This window comes from Paenibacillus sp. GYB006, from assembly GCF_036577645.1.
Taxonomy (GTDB): domain Bacteria; phylum Bacillota; class Bacilli; order Paenibacillales; family Paenibacillaceae; genus Paenibacillus.
Genome location: NZ_JARBDA010000001.1, coordinates 61,786 through 79,646 on the forward strand (window position 1 = coordinate 61,786; position 17,861 = coordinate 79,646).

Here is a 17,861-nt window from a genome sequence, read left to right on the forward strand (position 1 = left end):
TTTATGAAAAATAGAGGGACGAACTAAATATAACGGAAACAGGTGTACGGTGCTAGATGCAGCCGTACTTAATAGGGAAGACCGGTGAGATACCGGCGCGGTCCCGCCACTGTAACAGAGATGTAGCTTGCCATATGCCACTGGTTCATGAGGTGAACTGGGAAGGCGCATAGCTTATGGATCTTCCTCTGGAGCCAGGAGACCTGCCTGTTTTGACAACACTGCTGTACCTACGGGAGATAGGAAGGTGTTAAGATGGCTACCTGTCTGATCAAGAACAAGGGGCGTCTTTACCCTAGGTAAGTAAGGAAACAGCAACGTTTTACGTTACAAATGTAGACATCCGAGTTCTGCATTTCGTAAATAAAGACGGAACCGTTCTCTAGGTGAAGACGTCTCTTTTTGCCATTCGTAACCCAACCGAAGATGAACCAAGTTATTCATATTATACCTATACGGAGGTAAGGAAATGAGTCAATGGATCAGTAGTAATCTAGGGTATCCGAGAATTGGTGCCAATCGTGAATGGAAGAAAGCACTCGAATCTTTTTGGGCAGGGAAAGTAAGTGAATCTGATTTTCTTGCAGAATTAAAAGGAATTCGTCTTGGACATTTGCGACTTCAACAAGAGAAAGGAATCGATCTGATTCCAGTAGGCGATTTCTCACTTTATGATCATGTCCTTGATACAAGTACAATGTTTGGCATTGTTCCAAAGCGTTATGGGTACGAAGGTGGAGAGGTATCTTTGGATACTTATTACGCAATGGCTCGCGGTAACGATCAGGCAGCCGCTTCCGAGATGACAAAATGGTTCAATACCAATTATCACTATATCGTTCCTGAACTCGCTGATGCGAATCCTTCACTAACAGTGAATCGTCCACTTCATGCTTATTTGGAAGCAAAACAGGAACTCGGCATTGAAGGAAAACCAGTTCTTCTTGGACTTTATACTTTTCTTAAATTATCAAAAGGGTATGCGGAGACTGAACTTCCTTCCCTTGTAGAACGTTTCCTTCCGCTGTATTGTGAAGTGCTTTCTGAACTGCAGCAAGCGGGAGTAGAATGGGTACAAATCGATGAGCCTAGCCTCGTTACTGATATTCCAGCAGAAGATTGGAAACAAATTGGGCGTATTTATGAAGAACTGAACAAGGTAACGCCTGAGCTTAAGATCATTTTACAGACGTATTTCGAAGCAGTAGGGGATTATGAGAAAGTGGTAAGTCTGCCTGTTCAAGGCATTGGTCTGGATCTTGTTCACGGTGGGGAAGCGAATCTTGTACATATTCGTGAGTATGGATTCCCAGAGGATAAAGTTCTTGCTGCAGGTCTGATTGATGGTCGTAATATATGGAGAAGTGATCTGACGGAGCGCATTCAGGTGATAAAAGAGCTCAGTAAGACTGTATCCCCAGATCGATTGATCATTCAACCATCCAGCAGTTTGCTTCATACACCGGTATCTCTTGCAAAAGAAGATGCGCTGCTACCTGTTTTGCGTAATTCGTTAGCTTTTGCAGAAGAGAAATTGGATGAAATTCAGCTGCTGGTGAAATGGGCGGCAGAAGATGAGAATGTCATTCAAGAAGCTTTGGCTGAGAACCGCAAGGCACTCACTGAACTGAACACATCCGTATTCCGCAGTAACGGTACGGTAAGAGAAGCCGTAAATAATCTGGATGAATCTTCATTCGTGAGAAAATCTGATTTTTCAACAAGACATGCTGCTCAGCAAAAGAGATTTAATCTTCCTATTCTCCCTACAACGACAATCGGAAGTTTCCCGCAAACTGCTGAAGTTCGTAAGGCGAGAAGACAATGGAGAAATGGACAACTGGACAACCAGCAGTATGAAGCTTTTGTAGATGAGCAGACGAAGGAATGGATCGACATTCAAGAAGAACTGGGCCTTGATGTGCTGGTTCATGGTGAATTTGAACGGACAGACATGGTTGAGTTTTTCGGAGAAAAATTGGGTGGATTTGCCTTTACTGCAGGAGGCTGGGTTCAGTCTTATGGTTCACGCTGTGTGAAGCCGCCGATTATTTTTGGAGATGTGGTATACCAAGAGCCAATGACACTGAGAGAAACAGTATACGCTCAGTCCCTTACGAAAAAACCGGTAAAAGGGATGTTAACGGGTCCAGTGACGATTCTGAATTGGTCGTTTGTTCGTACAGACATTCCGCGCAGTGAAGTTGCTTATCAGATTGGACTTGCACTTCGTGAAGAAGTTGAAGCACTCGAGTCCGCTGGCATTGAGATGATTCAAGTGGATGAGCCGGCACTTCGTGAAGGACTTCCGCTGAAGAAAGCGGATCATGAATCTTACCTGACGGATTCCGTAAAAGCATTTAAATTATCGACTTCATCCGTTAACGATACAACGCAAATTCATACGCATATGTGTTATTGCGAGTTCCATGATGTTATTGATTCAATCGAGGCGATGGACGCGGATGTTATTTCTCTGGAAACTTCCCGCAGCCACGGGGAATTAATTGAGAACTTTAAAACACAGACGTATGACAAAGGAATTGGTCTTGGCGTTTACGATATTCACAGTCCTCGTGTCCCTTCCGTAGAAGAGATGAAAGAGGTTGTCGTATCGGCGCTGGATGTGCTTGATCCGGAACTGTTCTGGATTAACCCGGATTGTGGTCTAAAAACAAGAGGAAAAGAAGAAACCGTAGCAGCTCTTCGCAACATGGTAGCAGCTGCTGGAGAAGCACGGAACGAAATTCAAGTCCCTTCCTTATAAAAAATGATCCTGGCCGTTTTGTCTCACCATATCGTGGTGAGGCAGACGGCTTTTTTTGATGCTCAGTCGTTTCGCTTCTTATAGGTGAAATTTGATTTTGTAGAAATGAGGTTGCTATACTAAATTAATTAATTGTTATTTTGTTTTAGGCAGGATGATAAGCAGAATTATGATAATCAGGGAGTTGAGAATATATGAACCAATTGGGTTCACCATCATTAGAATTAGGAATTTTAGATCTCGTTCCCAAATTAATGGATGTATCTGCCGAAGAGGCAATCCGCCAGTCTGTCCATCTTGCGATCAAAGGAGAAGAGTGGGGATATACAAGATACTGGACCTCAGAACATCATAATCTTCCAGGTACAGAATCCGCGAGTCCAGAAGTATTACTATCTCACATCGGAGCAAAAACCAATCGAATCAAACTTGGATCAGGAGCCGTACTGCTTCCTTATCATCATCCGATTCGGGTAGCAGAAAATTATCATATGCTGGCTTCACTCTATCCCGGACGTGTTGAGCTGGGAATCGGACGCGCTCCAGGGGGATCGGCACATTTATCGATGGCTCTTGCCGGCAATTATTTAGAGAAAGTAGCCAAATATCCTGAACTCATTAAACAGCTTCAAGATTTGCTTCACGGCAGATATAGTTTTGATGGGGAGCCGATTGTGGCTAAGCCAGTACCGGAGATTCCTCCTACTCTGTGGCTGTTAGGGACCAATGTGAAAAGCGCGGAGTATGCCGCCCAGTTTGGAACGGGTTATGTATTCGGTCAGTTTATGAGTGAGCAGGATGCTGCCGAGATGCTGCAAAAATATAGGGAGCAGTTTATCCCTTCCGAGAATCTTACGAAACCAAAAGCGAGTATTGCGGTCAATGTGATCTGTGCTCCTTCTGCAGATGAAGCCCTCTCTTGGAAAGAGGAAGCGCTCATCTTACACCGGAAAGCGACGGGCGGGATTGTAGAGGTGCCACCTTATCCCGTCATTATCGGAAATCCAAAAAAGGTCAAAGAAGAACTGCTCGCACTTGCTCATGAAACAGGTTGTAACGAGATCCTAATCTCTACCCGTGTGGCATCCTATGAACAACGTTTATTATCCTATGGATTGTTAGGGGAAGAAATGAGCAAAGGGTAATAGATTTTCACTCTCTTCCTATATTATTGATCTTTAATTTAAAAGATAGATAATTGTACTTTTGCTATAGAGCAAATCTCTTTTTATTACATAGAATAGAGTAATAAGGAAGGGAGTGAAGAGTATGGCGACATTTGATAATATCAGTGTAACGGGGGACGCAGCAATTAATAGACATCTGCAGGTCCTTGGAGGGACAACTTTACAAGATGTAAACTCCCAGAACCAAACGATTCAGCAGAGCCTTAATGTGAATGGCAGCCAAACCATTGCCGGACATCTGCAGGTAAATGGTAGTGCAACCGTTTTGCAACATTTGGGTGCAGGACAAAGCCTCAGTGCGAACGAGAATGTGGTAGCTGGATCCAAACTCATGTCTTTAGGGGTTCCCGCCGTGCCGCCCGTCAGCGCCGCTCCAAGTGGTGTTAATTTCTATGATGTAACGAACAGCGGTCAGCCTGGTTTGGTACTGAAAGGGACAGACGGGAACAACTATGTTCTATTTATTGATTTGTCTTCGGGTACACCAACCATCGGTATTCATCGGGTTTAAAGAATTAAGCGGAAAGGTTTGGTATATTACCTCTTTTTTGCATGATTTGCGTTTGCCTCCATGTACTTTTCATGACGTGTAACGGCTTCTTGAACGGCCTCCAAATAGGAAAAATGATGTTTTTTATCTGGTTCCAGATAAGTCCCCTCCGCCCATTCATTCCAAGCATTGATAAATAGAAACTCAGATTGATATATAGAAGCAGCTCGGTTCATCTGTTTCGTTAAATAATAGCTGAATTTCTCGGGAGTAGACCCGATACAGCTTTGTCCACGGGCTCCAATTCGAGGGGTGTTATCCCAATTGACATAGGCACCTGGGAAAATCGTTTCACCGCTTCGGTGCGGAGATCGGTTCAGTATCATTTCCCATACTCCGTCATAGTCAAATACGAGATGATCTCCATCCTTGGTGCTAATATAACTCCAAAGATTTGCATTATATCCATGAGCAAACGTATAATGCGGTTCAAATTCAATACTTGCTTCAAAACCAGACTGCGGGGGGATCTCGAATCCTCCTAATGTTCTTGCAAAATAGATACCTTCGAGCCCACTTCTTAGGGCAAGTTGATTCCAAAACCGAAGCATTTCTTCACAGCGGGGAATCGCGCCCGGGCGATAGATAACAAATAGAGGTTTATTCTGAACCCGGATATATCTCGGATCTTGAAATGCAGTCAGGAGTTCATCAAAATGCTCTGCCCAGTCGTTTTCATCGCCATAGTCTTGGGGCATGAGGATTTCATTATTTCCGCCATCCCATTTTCGTGTCCAAGGTTCATTAGCCCAGGATAGACAGAAAGGAAAATCCGGTTCCCCTGATTTCAGAACAGACTGGAACGGCTTTTCAAGCAGACGCTTTCCTTTAAACCAGTAATGGTAGTAGCAAAACCCGTAAATGCCGTGAGATCTAGCCGCATCCGCCTGCCATTTTCGAATCGAAGCATCCATTAAGTTATAATACAAATCTTTTAGCGGTTCTTTCGGCTGAGCATGTTTCTTATATAATGGTTTGTTTTTTCGCGTATTGGTCCATTCGGTGAATCCCTCTCCCCACCAGGCATCGTTTTCATCAATCTGATGAAACTGAGGAAGAAAATAAGCAATCAGTTTCATATGGAACTCATCTCCTTTCCTCTATCTAAGACGTTCATATAAAGAGGTAAAGGCCCCTTTCGGAATACATAAATCACTTGCCCTCAAGAAGGGTATTCGTAAAATCCATCATCAGATGAAAAAAGGAATAGTCATATTCGCTTCGTACCAGAGCTCTGGAGCTAATTTTTCTCTTCTCCTCTGGATGTTCTCTATAGTACATCACATGCGAGCCAAGTTCTTCAGGACGATGAAAAGAAACAAAGTCTTCTCCCGTTTTCATATAGTTATCCTGGTTTACATCATGTTCCGCAAGCAAAAAGCCTCCGCACGACGCTATATCCAATCGTCTTCGGTCATTCTCGCCAAAACTTATGATGATATCTGCTCCATTATAGAGCTGCTTTAGATCATGACTTGTCTCGGGGATCCAAGGTTCTACACCAGGAATGTCTCCCCAGTTATGACCTATGGCGAGTATGCGTCCATCCGGGCTGCTTCCATGAATCGCTTCAAGATAGGGATCTAAACGAGGTTCGTAATCTCCAAGAAGGAGTAGATCGGACTGTACATGTGCAGGTGCTTTTTCAGGAGCGAATAGCTCCGGATCAGAACCGAAGGGGATATAGACCACCTTTGAGTTCGTCATCTTTTGATATCTGTGGATGTACTTCGGATTTTGTGTAATAACATAATTCCAGACTAGAGAATCAGGAGACGTATTTAAGTGGGGAAGAGGATCATTTACATCATCTAATAACCAAAGGACTGTCTTAAGGTCTTTAAGGTTAGATACCTGACTGGCAATAGGAAGATCGGCTCGATTTCCAACGACAAGGAGTACATCAGGTTGATATAGTGCTATTACATTGACTAAGTTATCTTCCACCTTCAGCGGGAGTACCTCTTTAAAAAGCATACGTAAAGATTGCCTAAACAGGATCTCTGTTGAAGGTAATCCTGCTTCGTTTTCCCAGAGTAATAGAAGTCGAAGTTTCTTAGCATCTCGAATAGAAAGAGATGGTTTATTAGAGGGAGTAAAGGGAGCAGCCGAGCTCCGATTCTCAGGAAGAGGTTGGTTCACCTGTACACCTGGATTAGAAATCTTTTGCGGAAAAGAGAGAACTTTAGAAGCGGTAGTTAAATTCGCTGGTTTTCGCTTTTTGGTGACAGTACGTTTCCTTCTAGGTACAGCTGTTTTTTTATGCAAAGAAGATGCCGACTTTTCATTTTTTTTCATGACTGGTTTCGTTCCTTTGTATTTCGCATTTTAAGGTAGTTTATGATAAATGACTGCTTTGTTTCATGACACATACCCAAAATAAGTGAAAAAGGTGATTATTTAGGCTAGATATATAGTGAGTAACTCACATTTTCACTTTCACTTACCGACATATTAGAAAGAAGTTAATCAATCATGAAGCTTTATCACAGAGAAACTCATAGAGAGAAGTGTGTTAGAGGCTTTCGGTAGGGGGAGAACCATTGTTTAAGAGGAAAACAATAGGGCGGCGAATTACGTTTGTAATGGTGATGCTGCTCATCTATGTGATCGTGGTTGGATCTGTTTCCATATTACAGACCAAATCTATGGAAACAAATGCGAAGGACATTACTCAAAAAGTAATGCCTGCCATGAACCAAATTAATAATATCACATTTGCTTCCGAGCATATTCAGAAGCTGAGTTATGATTATTACTTAGCAGCGGATGATGAGGGAAAGAGAAAGGCGATCGGAGAGGAACGATTACAGACCATTCGCTATCTTAGCGAGTCGAAAACAGCATATGAAGCAAATATTACTAATGAGGAAATTCAAAATCAATATGATGCTTTTACAGCGGAATGGAATGCCTATAGTAAAGTGAATACGAAAGCCATTGAGAAAGTAGATTTGAATGATCACGATTTGGCTTATGAAGTATTGCTCAAATCAGAGAGTTCCTACCGGAAGATGCTGGTCCAATTAACATCCTTGGCTGAACTGAATCAACAAGAGGCAGATCAATCGACCAGTATGCTAGAAAAAAGTTCGTTTAGAGCTGTAGGGGTCTTGATTCTTGGTATCAGCTTAATCCTAATTGCAACACTTGTCAGTAATTTTGCATTAATTCGTGCGCTGGTGAAACCAATTAAGGATATTGAGAAGAATGTACAATCCATCGCGGATGGAGACTTAACTATAGAAGATATTTACCGGAAGAAAGAAGATGAACTCACATCGCTCGGTAGAGGAGTTAATCAAATGAAGGCAAATCTGGTTGAGATCGTGAGACAGATCAGCGCCTCATCCAAGCTAGTAGAATCGCATAGCAGCGATCTGGCAGTTACATCCGAAGAAGTGAAACTCGGAAGCCAGCAAATTGCAATCTCGATGGAGGAATCCGCAAAAGCAACCGAAAGTCAGGCAGAAACCGCTACTTCCGCCGCTAGAACGGTTGAGGTACTGAATGAGCATATCCAGGATCATGCTTCGAAAGGTGAGCAGCTTAAAGGCATGTCTGAACGTGTTCTTGAACGAGGAACTCGCGGAAAAGAAATTATGCAGAAGTCAATTGAACAGATGAACCAAATTGCGGACCGAGTATCCTCCTCTATGAATCAAGTGAACCAACTGGATAAGAGCAACGAGAGTATATACGAACTTGTTCATGTGATCCGCGAAATTGCAAGACAAACCAATCTGTTGTCTTTGAATGCATCGATTGAAGCAGCGAGAGCAGGGGAGCATGGACGCGGATTTGCTGTTGTCGCGGAAGAAGTAAGATCATTATCAGATGCCGTTCAGCATACGGTTAGTCAGATTAGTGAACTGACTGCTCAAATTCAGCAAGGTACGAGATCGGTTGTGGAGTCCCTCGAAAGCGGAGTGCAGGAAACGACGCGAGGAACCCACCAAATGGAAGAAGTAAATGATGCATTTGAACAGATTACGTCTTCGGTCGTTGAAATGGTGGCTGTCATTAATGAGGTGACATCGGGTCTTGGAGGGATGCAACAACTAAGCGGCGAAATGAACGATTTCAGCCAGCAGATTTCTGCGATTTCACAGCAGTCAGCAGCGGGTGTAGAAGAAGTGTCTGCATCGGCAGAGCAACAAGTTGGATCGCTTGAAGTGGTAGCCGATCGAATTGGGAAGCTCAGAACGTTGTCAGAGGAACTGCTCGCTTCCATCTCTCAGCTTCGGGTATAATAGAAGCGAGTATGAACAATACGAGATGAGAAGGGATTTACGGTTACTCATGATCATTCACAATAAAAATAGAACGAGCGATACTTTTTTATATACCTTTGCCTGTCACGAAAGTGAACAGGCTCTTTGCCATTTAGAGCTGAAACGACTGCTTGGAATGCAGGAGGCTTTGGACCATTCATTTTATATAACGAATCACTGCATCGATCCTTCGCGGAGTCCCTTTCTTAACATGAGAGTAGATGTATTATTCTCGGCTCCTGGCCTAGATGAATTGTTAGTGCTTGCCGAATCCATAGAACTTGAAGAGGGTTCCACTTTTAAAGTGTTGTATCTGAAAGAAGGGATTCCTTACACCTATGACGAGCAAAGAACACTTGAACGTTCGGTAGGGAGCCGGATTAAAGGTACAGCGAGAATGAAAAAACCAGATGTTACACTGGGTCTCATTCACTTGGAATCAGGATGGATGCTTGGACGATGTCATGAAGCAGAGAGTGTGTGGCTGAATCACAAAAATAAGCCGCATAATTATTCCACTGGCCTCAGTTCCAGGGTTGCCAGAGCGCTCGTTAATATAGCAGCGCCTGAAGCCACAGGGGTAACGATGATTGATCCTTGCTGCGGGATGGGAAATGTCCTAATTGAAGCTTTATCCATGGGAATATCCATCCGCGGTAATGATATCAACCCGCTTGCCGTACAAGGGGCTCGTAAGAATCTTCGTCATTATGGTTATGATGATACTCTTGTTACGCTTGGAGATATGACGCATCTCGCAGAAAAGGCCGATCGCGCTATATTGGATCTACCATATAATGTGTGTTCCGTGTTGCCGGTAGAAGAACAGCTGCAACTGCTGAATCACCTTGGAAAACTGGCCGGAGAAGCAGTCATTGTAAGTACACAGCCGATTGCAGAGCAGCTCCGGCAGACGGGATGGCGAATCGAGGACCACGTAACCACATCAAAAGGTTCTTTTGTTCGGGAAATCTGGTACTGTAAGAGGCAAACCGGGAATCACCTTAGAGAATAAAGCTCTTTAGTTAAAAATAAGAAGAAACCCGCTTCAAGATATATGTCTTGAGCGGGTTTTTATAATTCTAATAAGAACGACTGTAATCGACTAGATTACGTGGAAGAGTCTCGTTCTTCACATAAGCTTTCAAGTTCTCTATAAATATTTCAAAAGCACGCTCCTTATAATAAGGAGTGCTTCCGGCAATATGAGGTGTAATCAGTACATTATCCATCGACCATAAGGGATGATCGCTCGGCAAGGGTTCTTCTTCAAATACATCGAGTGCAGCAGATGCGATCTGTTTTTCTTGTAAAGCTTTCAGCAGTGCAGAAGTATCTACGGTTGCGCCGCGGCCAACATTGATGAAGCATGCTTCTTTTTTCATCGCTGCAAAAGCCTGTTCATTAAATAGATGGCGGGTATCATCGGTAAGCGGAAGAATGTTAACCACATAATCTCCGTCAGTCAGTACTTCTTCAAAACGTTCCATGGAGACCATTTTGCTGACATGCTCTACTTCTTTACCCGATCTGCGAACACCAATTACGTTCATGCCAAAAGCTTCGGCAAGTTTAGCTGTGGCCTTCCCAATCTCACCTACGCCAACGATGACCATCGTTTTTCCATGAAGTTCGCTCATGTTATCTTCACTTGCATCCCATGTGCCGTTAGCCTGATGAACTGCGGCTCTTTTAAGATTACGGGATAAAGACAGCATCATACCAAGAATCATTTCCGAGATCGGAATCGCATGAATTCCGCTTGTATTAGTGAGCAGTATATTTCGTTCTTCAAAAGTTTCTTGAGGAAGATAGTCTACGCCGGCAGACCAAGTCTGTACCCATTTTAATTTGCTGTCTGGATGTAATAATTCATCTGGTTTACTTTTTGGCCAACCCACCAAGATCTCTGCTTCTCGCAGGACGGAGGGATCAAGCTCCTTTGCTTTGCCTGTAGTTATCGTATAATGAGGTGCTATATCCTGGATACGCTTTTGCTCTGTCTCTGTAAAAGAAATTAAACTTACAATTTTGCTCATTCGCGTAGATCCTCCTCGTTTTATGTATAGTTACAGTGTAGCAGATGATTGGGCAGACGAGCAATTGAAGCAGGGGAGAGTACCCCGTCATGTATACCATCTATTTCCTAACACTTATAATAGAAGAAACCCATCTTTATTGTTGTATTAGAACAGCTGTACTCTTATATAGAAACCTATTATTATAGAAATAAAAAAATTTTAACGTTGATTAAGCGGAAAATTGACATCTAATTATAGGTTATTTACCCAGAAAACAGGAGTAATAAAAATTTGTTTTTGTTACCATATTTTATGGATTAAGTGACAAGTAACTTATGCTTGTTACCTTATTCAATTCCTCTTTGTATTTTTGGGAGTAAACATACAATATGGGAATTTAAACCTTTTATAATAATTTAGTACCTGGTACTAGTACTAGGATATTAATATTATAATTTGGTTAATACTAGGTAAAGATATAGAGATAAAATTGAAAATAGAAAGGAAGCTTCGAATGACGCAAACAACACAAGATAAAGTACGTATCTTCACAGCTGTTTCTCTACCAGATCATGTGAAAGAAGAAATACAGCACTGGACAATCGATAACAAAGATAAACTTCCCTTCCGTAATTTTACACATAAAGAAGATTACCATATTACACTTCAATTTTTAGGGGATACGGAAAGAGGCTCCATTAACGCGCTTTGTGAAGCTCTTCGAGAAGCTGCTGTTAAGATGCAACAGTTTCCTCTAAGTGTTGGAGATGCAGGTGTTTTTGGTTCGCCATTACGTCCTAGGGTTTTATGGAGAGGAGTTGAAGGAGAGATTGATGAGCTCGCTGTGCTTTTCCAGCATATTCTAGATGCAACTGCTCCGTTAGGATATATTCCTGAGGATCGTCCTTATCGACCCCATATTACAATTGCTCGCAAATTTGATGATTCTAAGAAGCAAAATTGGAACTTAGAGGAATTGTCAACACAGAAAAAAATTGAACCGTGGCTTGTCAAAGACTTTGTATTATTTCAGACGATACTTGGTCAAAAACCGATGTATAAAATAATCGAGAAATTTGATTTTTGATTGTCTCTATTCTCTTAACTTCGCTTCAAAATGGGTTAATTGTTTATTATCCTAAAAATATACAATCAATCCAAATATATTAAAGGAATTAATAGAGTTAAAAAAATTCACAAAAATTATTCAAAATTTTTTATTTTATGATGCAGAGCAGGTGTTCGTGTGTTAAAAATCCTGATGTATCAACGAAATTTTGAGTTTAACATTACCCTCACTTGAGGGGCTTACAGGGATATCTGACGCATAAAATAGTTTACTCTATGTATTCAAACCTTGCATTTTTGGTTACAGTTAAGTAGAATTGTGCCGATATAACAGGAGGTTATTATGAATACAAATAGAGAGACTCGCTGGTTAGCACCGCTCATGTATGTGCTGCTTGTGTTTATATTGGGGGCAAGCCTGATTACGAAGGCTGTTGAAGTATATGGGGAAAGTACAACTCAGGATAGTACGGAATCCGGAACTCCTATGAATCAAATAGCAGTAAATCATAACAGCAGGATGTACTCTGATCGGGATGGAGTCGCTATGCTTACTTCTGTGACGGATTTAACAGGAGTAACCACTGTAACAACGGCACAGCTGACACAAGAATCAGGACCTTCTTCTTCGGAAGACCATGTCTTGCTCAAAACAGCTGCTCTTTCGGCAGAAACGAATGCCCAGAATGAGAAAGAAGCAGAACGTAAGGCTCTCGAAGCCAAAAAAGAAGCACAAAGAAAACTACGTGAACAACAAAAAGCAATTGCGTTAGCAAAAGAAAAAGAAAAACAAACTACTCCCCCAAAAACTCTATACTTTACCAAGACGGAATTACTAACCCAGGAGGAAAAAGACAAGGCCACCTGGAACTACAACGTCTCGGATAAAGAGCTGCTTATGCTACAAAAAATTGTCATGGCAGAAGCAGAAGGTGAACCGTACGAAGGCAAAGTTGCAGTAGCTAACGTTGTCTTAAACCGGCTACGGTCAGCCAATTATCCCGATACCATTAAAGGCGTTATCTATCAAAAGTATCAATTTAGTCCCGTGGCGAACGGCCGAATGGACCGTGTGACGCCGAACGAGGACACCATTCGTGCTGTCAATGAAGCACTCAACGGACGGAAAGAAGTGCCTGACGAAACACTCTACTTCTTATCTATTACCCTAGCTGACGACTTAACAGTACATCATTCACAAATAAAAGTTAAAAGAATCGGAAATCATACATTTTATAAATAAGCTCCAAAAGTGATATACTAGAAAGATAGTTCCTTTAAGAAATGTTCATTTCTACTGACTAGGAGGCGTATCACTCTATGAAAATCACATATTATGGACACTCATGTATCCTTGTTGAAGAAGCAGGCAAACGCGTTATTATTGATCCTTTTTTAACAGGGAATCCGACCGCTAAAATAGCTGCTGAAGACGTCAAAGTAGATGCAGTGCTGCTAACACATGGTCACTCGGATCACTTCGGTGATACACTCACGATCGCAAAACAGAATGATTGCCCCGTTGTAGCGGTCTATGAATTAGCAGAGTATTGCCAGAGTCAAGGAGTACAAGTACAGCATATGAATATTGGCGGGAGCTGCCAGTTTGATGGATTCAAAGTGAAGTATACGCTCGCCTTCCATAGTTCCTCTCTTGAAGTGAACGGGACATCCGTATATATGGGACAGCCTGCGGGAATCCTGTTAACGATGGGTGACAAAACGATCTACCATGCAGGAGATACAGCACTTTTCGGTGATATGAAAATCATCGGTGAAATGAACGATATTGATACAGCGATCCTGCCAATCGGTGATGTGCTGACAATGGGTCCTGAGGATGCTGCAATCGCCGCTGAATGGCTGAGAGCAAAAAAGGTCATTCCAGTTCATTACAACACCTTCCCGTTTATTAAACAGGATGCAAATTCGTTTACTGAGCTTCTAGAGTCCAAAGGGATAGTAGGAGTGGCTTTAGAGCCGGGGGCTAGTACAGAAATTTAGTTCTTACTGAATCAATTTCACCATTTTTATGAGTTGTGAAATTGATTAAATAGATAAGAAAGAGCTGCTTATGATCTTGCTGGGTAAGCCGGATGGTGAGCTGCTCTTTCTTTTTTTTGATTATGTAATTTTTTCTTGCCAATAGAACAGAAAAGTGGTAAAGTGATTTTTGACCGAATGACTGAATTGGATTTTTAGTCAAATAGAAGTTAGAGGAGGAGAGGCAATGGCTCCGATAGATCGTCGCAAACAAATACTCAAAGCAGCAGCGAAGTCCTTTGCTTTGTTTGGTTATAAAGCAACGACGATGGATCAGGTGGCGAAGATTGCGAATGTAGGTAAGGGAACAATCTACACCTTTTTTACCAATAAGGAAGAATTGTTCGATGAGATTTTGCATGAAGTCATTATAGAAATGAAAAATGTGGCAGAGAGAGAATTAGATCATGAGCAGACGTTTTTTAATAACTTGTTTCGAATATTAGATTCCTTACTTGAGTTCAGAGAGCAGCATGATCTGCTCATTAAGCTTTCTCAAGAAGTGAGGGAGTTTGGAACACTGCAGGCAAAAACGGGCAATGCCAAGGTAGAAGGTGTAATCACAGGTTATCTCGAGAAAGAACTTCGCTTAGCGCAAGAAAAGGGAGAGATAAAACCTTGTGATCCAAAAGTAGCGTCTTTCATTATGTTTAAGATCTACATTGCACTTACTTCGGATTGGAGTCATGGGAATGATCCTCTCAGCAAAGAAGAAATTAAGCAGTATATTGAGTTGTTTTTGGTGCATGGACTAGTGCCAGATCTTCCAGTATAAAAATACTTACGGAAAGCCGGCTGCGATATATAGTAGTTAGATAGATAGAAATAGCCGGCTTTTAAAAAAACTTCCCTGAGACAAAGTAGAAAGTATGCGATAAAACAAAAAAATGTTTCATTGCTCAGGTAGAGGATTATATAAATAATGCAGTAATTAGGTTGTATCTTTGAAAAAGCATAGGAGAAAGGTTATTTTTTTTCATCTCATATGACTATTTGGGGAAAACGGTCATGAAGTTCGCGCTTTCATTTTTCATACTGCGCTTATGAAATGAAATGACAACTAGAAAGTTCGAAGTGAGATAGCGTAAAGGGAGAGAAAGAAGTAAATGAAGACATTATCCGTATTTTTTCAAGATGTATGGCGAGCACTGAAGAACCCCAAAGTTCTTATTCCGCTCATCGCAGTGATGCTGATTCCTATTCTGTATACAGGCGTATATCTTACCGCCTTTTGGGATCCTTACGGCAAGCTGGACACACTGCCTATAGCGGTGGTGAATCAGGATCAGGGTGCTGAATTTGAAGGCAAGCAGCTTCAGATCGGGGAAGATCTCATCGATGAGCTGAAAGAAGGGCAAGATTTCAATTGGCAGTTTGTTGATCTCGATGAGGCAAGACAAGGAATGGATAATAACGAGTATTATATGATGATTACCATTCCAGAAGATTTTTCGCAAAAAGCAACGACATTAATGGATGATGAACCGAATCCTTCTGAACTCGTCTATGAACCGAATGCGAGCTATAACTTTATTGGAGCTCAGATTGGTGACACGGCAATGAAGGAAATCAGCAAGAAGATATCTGCTGCGGTAACCGAATCCTATACAGAAACGCTGCTTGATAAATTCACTGAAGTAGCGGATGGATTCGAAGAAGCAGGAGATGGCGCAACCAAAATTAATGACGGTGCCGGCGAATTGAATGATGGAGCGCTGACTCTTCAAGAAAATCTTCAGAAACTGACAGACGGAACGCTGGAACTAAAAGAAGGTATTGCTCCACTTGCAGACGGGGTCAAAACCTTGGATGATGGAGCAGGTCAATTAAGCTCAGGTGCCAGTGACCTTTCCTCTGGACTATCTCAGCTCGTTGATGCAGAAGGCCAGCTGGCTGGCGGAATCGGACAGCTTCAGGATGGTGCGGGTAAGTTGAAAGACGGTATTGTAAGTTCTCGTGAAGGTGCAGGCAAGCTTAGTACGGGTCTTTCTGCTGCATCGGAAGGTGCGGACTCATTAGTATCGGGTCTTGAGGATGCATCAGCAGGAAGTGAAAAACTAGTAGCCGGACTGACTTCTACCGAAGCAGGTGCCAGCAAACTTTCAGAGGGACTAAAAAGTGCAGCTGGAGGAAGTGAGCAACTTGTAGGTGGTCTCACTGCATCTCAAGCAGCTAGCAAGCAAATAGCTGAGGGTGCACAAGGCGTAGCGGACGGGATTAAACAGCTGACTGAACAGAGTCCAGAACTTGCTGCACTTCCTGAGGTACAAAAGCTGCTTGCAGCGAGTCAGGCTGTTGCAGCAGGAAGTAGTGAACTTAGTGAAGGACAAAGTAAACTGCTAAGTGGAGCACAGTCTCTAAATGAGGGGAATTCACAGTTATCTTCGGGTGCGGACGAACTTCTCGCTGCTCAGCAGCAATTACTTAGCGGAGCACAGTCTCTGAATGACGGACACGGACAGTTATTAAGCGGAGCACAGCAGCTTGCTGATGCTCAGAAACAATTAGCAGAAGGTGCAAATACGCTTGCAGCAGGTCAAGATCAGCTTCTCGCAGGCGCAGATCAGTTATACAGCGGCCAGGGAGAACTTGCTAGTAATATGAACTTGTTCGGAGAAAAATTAAGTGAGGCAGCGACGGGCAGTGAGACACTTAGCTCAGGTGCAGCTGATCTTAAATCGGGAACAAGTACGCTGGCTGGCGGTGTAGGTGAACTTACCGGCGGGGTTGATACTCTTGCAGACGGTTCTGTGAAACTTACGGATGGTGCTGGCGAACTTCATGAAGGACTGACAGAGTTAAAAGATGGATCAGAAGAACTGGCAGACAAGCTTAACGATGCGGCTGATGAGACTGCAGAGATGAAAGGCAAAGACGACAGCTTTGTTGATATGTTCGCGGAGCCGGTTCAAACGGTAGAAGATGAGTCAAGAACGGTTTCAAATTACGGAACAGGACTCACACCTTACTTTATGTCGATCGGTTTATTTGTAGGTGCATTGATTTCAACCATCGTGATGAACATGCGTGAAACAAGTGTACCAGGTGCAACGCCTTGGGCACGCTTTGTGAGCCGATTCTTTGCTTTTACAGGAATGAGCATTATTCAAGCTATTGCAATCGCTACGTTCATGATCTATGGATTACACCTTGAAGTACAGAGTGTTCCTTATTTCTATCTGTTCTCGATTATTACAGGTATTGCTTCCATGATGATTGTTCAGGCACTCGTAACTTGGCTGGATCTAGTGGGACGTTATCTTGCGATCGTTCTACTCGTACTTCAACTTGCTACAAGTGGTGGTACATTCCCGCTTGAAACGCTTCCAAGCTGGATGAGTCCAATTAGTCATTTGTTGCCGATGTACCACAGCGTTGTTGGTTATCGTGCTGTAGTAATGAGCGGAAACTATGATCTAATGTGGAAACAAGCCGAAACCCTAGGTGTTTATGCTGTAGTGGGCATGTTATTAACACTCGGATACTTCTTATGGAGCGGTTCTAAAAAAAGCAATGATCAATCAGAAGATCAAAATCATACGCACAGTGGTGAAGCACTGACCGCATGATTAAGCAATATCAAAAAAATAATGAATGCACCCATAATACAGCCTATCATAGATAGACTTGTTTGAAAGTGTATCTTGTCACACAAAAGCCCCGCCTTCCATAAGAAGGCGGGGCTTTCTATTTTCTGAAAGATTGTACAAATTTTCAGAGTAATGGTCCATTCAAATATAACACCGTTATGGCAAATAATTAAGAACAATATAAAGAGTAAATAGGGAATGAGCAGGAATAAAATATCCAAACAAATACCGGGAAAAACATCGGTATATAGCGGTATAAACGCAAATTTTTCCTTATGACGACCATAGAAATTTTAAATTGCACCGAGTTTACACTCGATGTTAAAATGAGAGAACTATACGACCTTTGATCGTCAAGTAC

General features: G+C 42.4%; 13 protein-coding genes and 1 riboswitch. Of the genes, 10 read left to right on the forward strand and 3 right to left on the reverse strand.

Features of this window, described 5'->3' with window-relative positions; all coding sequences use genetic code 11:
* The first annotated feature begins 23 nt into the window (after positions 1–23).
* Positions 24–225, forward strand: a riboswitch (cobalamin riboswitch).
* Positions 226–469: 244 nt separating this feature from the next.
* The 3 genes from metE (at position 470) to PV403_RS00315 (ending at position 4,465) form a co-directional block, all read left to right on the forward strand.
* Complete coding sequence (gene metE, locus PV403_RS00305) at positions 470–2,767, forward strand: 5-methyltetrahydropteroyltriglutamate--homocysteine S-methyltransferase (protein ID WP_332083244.1); 2,298 nt, start codon at positions 470–472, stop codon at positions 2,765–2,767.
* A 194-nt stretch (positions 2,768–2,961) separates the two neighbouring features.
* Entirely contained in the window at positions 2,962–3,912 is a 951-nt protein-coding gene (locus tag PV403_RS00310) for an MsnO8 family LLM class oxidoreductase (RefSeq protein ID WP_332083245.1), read from the forward strand.
* Between the two features lie 124 nt (positions 3,913–4,036).
* Positions 4,037–4,465 (forward strand): hypothetical protein, encoded by a 429-nt coding sequence (locus tag PV403_RS00315; protein ID WP_332083246.1) that lies wholly within the window; start codon positions 4,037–4,039, stop codon positions 4,463–4,465.
* A gap of 26 nt (positions 4,466–4,491) precedes the next feature.
* Here PV403_RS00315 and PV403_RS00320 read toward each other — a convergent pair whose 3' ends face one another.
* Together PV403_RS00320 and PV403_RS00325 are read right to left on the reverse strand one after the other, a co-directional pair.
* Positions 4,492–5,583, reverse strand: a complete 1,092-nt coding sequence (locus PV403_RS00320; protein ID WP_213532873.1) for a glycosyltransferase WbsX family protein — start codon at positions 5,581–5,583, stop codon at positions 4,492–4,494.
* Between the two features lie 73 nt (positions 5,584–5,656).
* A complete protein-coding gene (locus PV403_RS00325) occupies positions 5,657–6,802 on the reverse strand; it encodes a glycosyltransferase family protein (protein ID WP_332083247.1) in 1,146 nt (381 codons plus the stop codon).
* Positions 6,803–7,047: 245 nt separating this feature from the next.
* Here PV403_RS00325 and PV403_RS00330 point away from each other — a divergent pair, with 245 nt between their 5' ends.
* Positions 7,048–8,757 carry a methyl-accepting chemotaxis protein gene (locus tag PV403_RS00330; RefSeq protein ID WP_332083248.1) on the forward strand — a complete coding sequence of 570 codons (1,710 nt, stop codon included), beginning with the start codon at positions 7,048–7,050 and terminating at the stop codon, positions 8,755–8,757.
* A gap of 49 nt (positions 8,758–8,806) precedes the next feature.
* A complete protein-coding gene (locus PV403_RS00335; protein WP_332083249.1) occupies positions 8,807–9,793 on the forward strand; it encodes a TRM11 family SAM-dependent methyltransferase in 987 nt (328 codons plus the stop codon).
* Between the two features lie 67 nt (positions 9,794–9,860).
* Here the strand turns inward: PV403_RS00335 and PV403_RS00340 are convergent, their stop codons facing one another.
* Positions 9,861–10,817: a D-2-hydroxyacid dehydrogenase gene (locus PV403_RS00340; protein WP_332083250.1), complete on the reverse strand. Its 957-nt coding sequence runs from the start codon at positions 10,815–10,817 to the stop codon at positions 9,861–9,863.
* A 496-nt stretch (positions 10,818–11,313) separates the two neighbouring features.
* Here PV403_RS00340 and thpR point away from each other — a divergent pair, with 496 nt between their 5' ends.
* The 5 genes from thpR (at position 11,314) to PV403_RS00365 (ending at position 17,479) form a co-directional block, all read left to right on the forward strand.
* Positions 11,314–11,886 (forward strand): RNA 2',3'-cyclic phosphodiesterase, encoded by a 573-nt coding sequence (gene thpR, locus PV403_RS00345; protein WP_332083251.1) that lies wholly within the window; start codon positions 11,314–11,316, stop codon positions 11,884–11,886.
* A 324-nt stretch (positions 11,887–12,210) separates the two neighbouring features.
* The gene (locus PV403_RS00350; protein WP_332083252.1) at positions 12,211–13,110 is read left to right on the forward strand and encodes a cell wall hydrolase; all 900 of its coding nucleotides are present in this window, start codon (positions 12,211–12,213) and stop codon (positions 13,108–13,110) included.
* A gap of 77 nt (positions 13,111–13,187) precedes the next feature.
* Complete coding sequence (locus PV403_RS00355; protein ID WP_332083253.1) at positions 13,188–13,871, forward strand: metal-dependent hydrolase; 684 nt, start codon at positions 13,188–13,190, stop codon at positions 13,869–13,871.
* Positions 13,872–14,097: 226 nt separating this feature from the next.
* Positions 14,098–14,685 (forward strand): TetR/AcrR family transcriptional regulator, encoded by a 588-nt coding sequence (locus PV403_RS00360; protein ID WP_285746711.1) that lies wholly within the window; start codon positions 14,098–14,100, stop codon positions 14,683–14,685.
* A 331-nt stretch (positions 14,686–15,016) separates the two neighbouring features.
* Positions 15,017–17,479: a YhgE/Pip domain-containing protein gene (locus PV403_RS00365; RefSeq protein WP_332083254.1), complete on the forward strand. Its 2,463-nt coding sequence runs from the start codon at positions 15,017–15,019 to the stop codon at positions 17,477–17,479.
* Positions 17,480–17,861 lie beyond the last annotated feature (382 nt).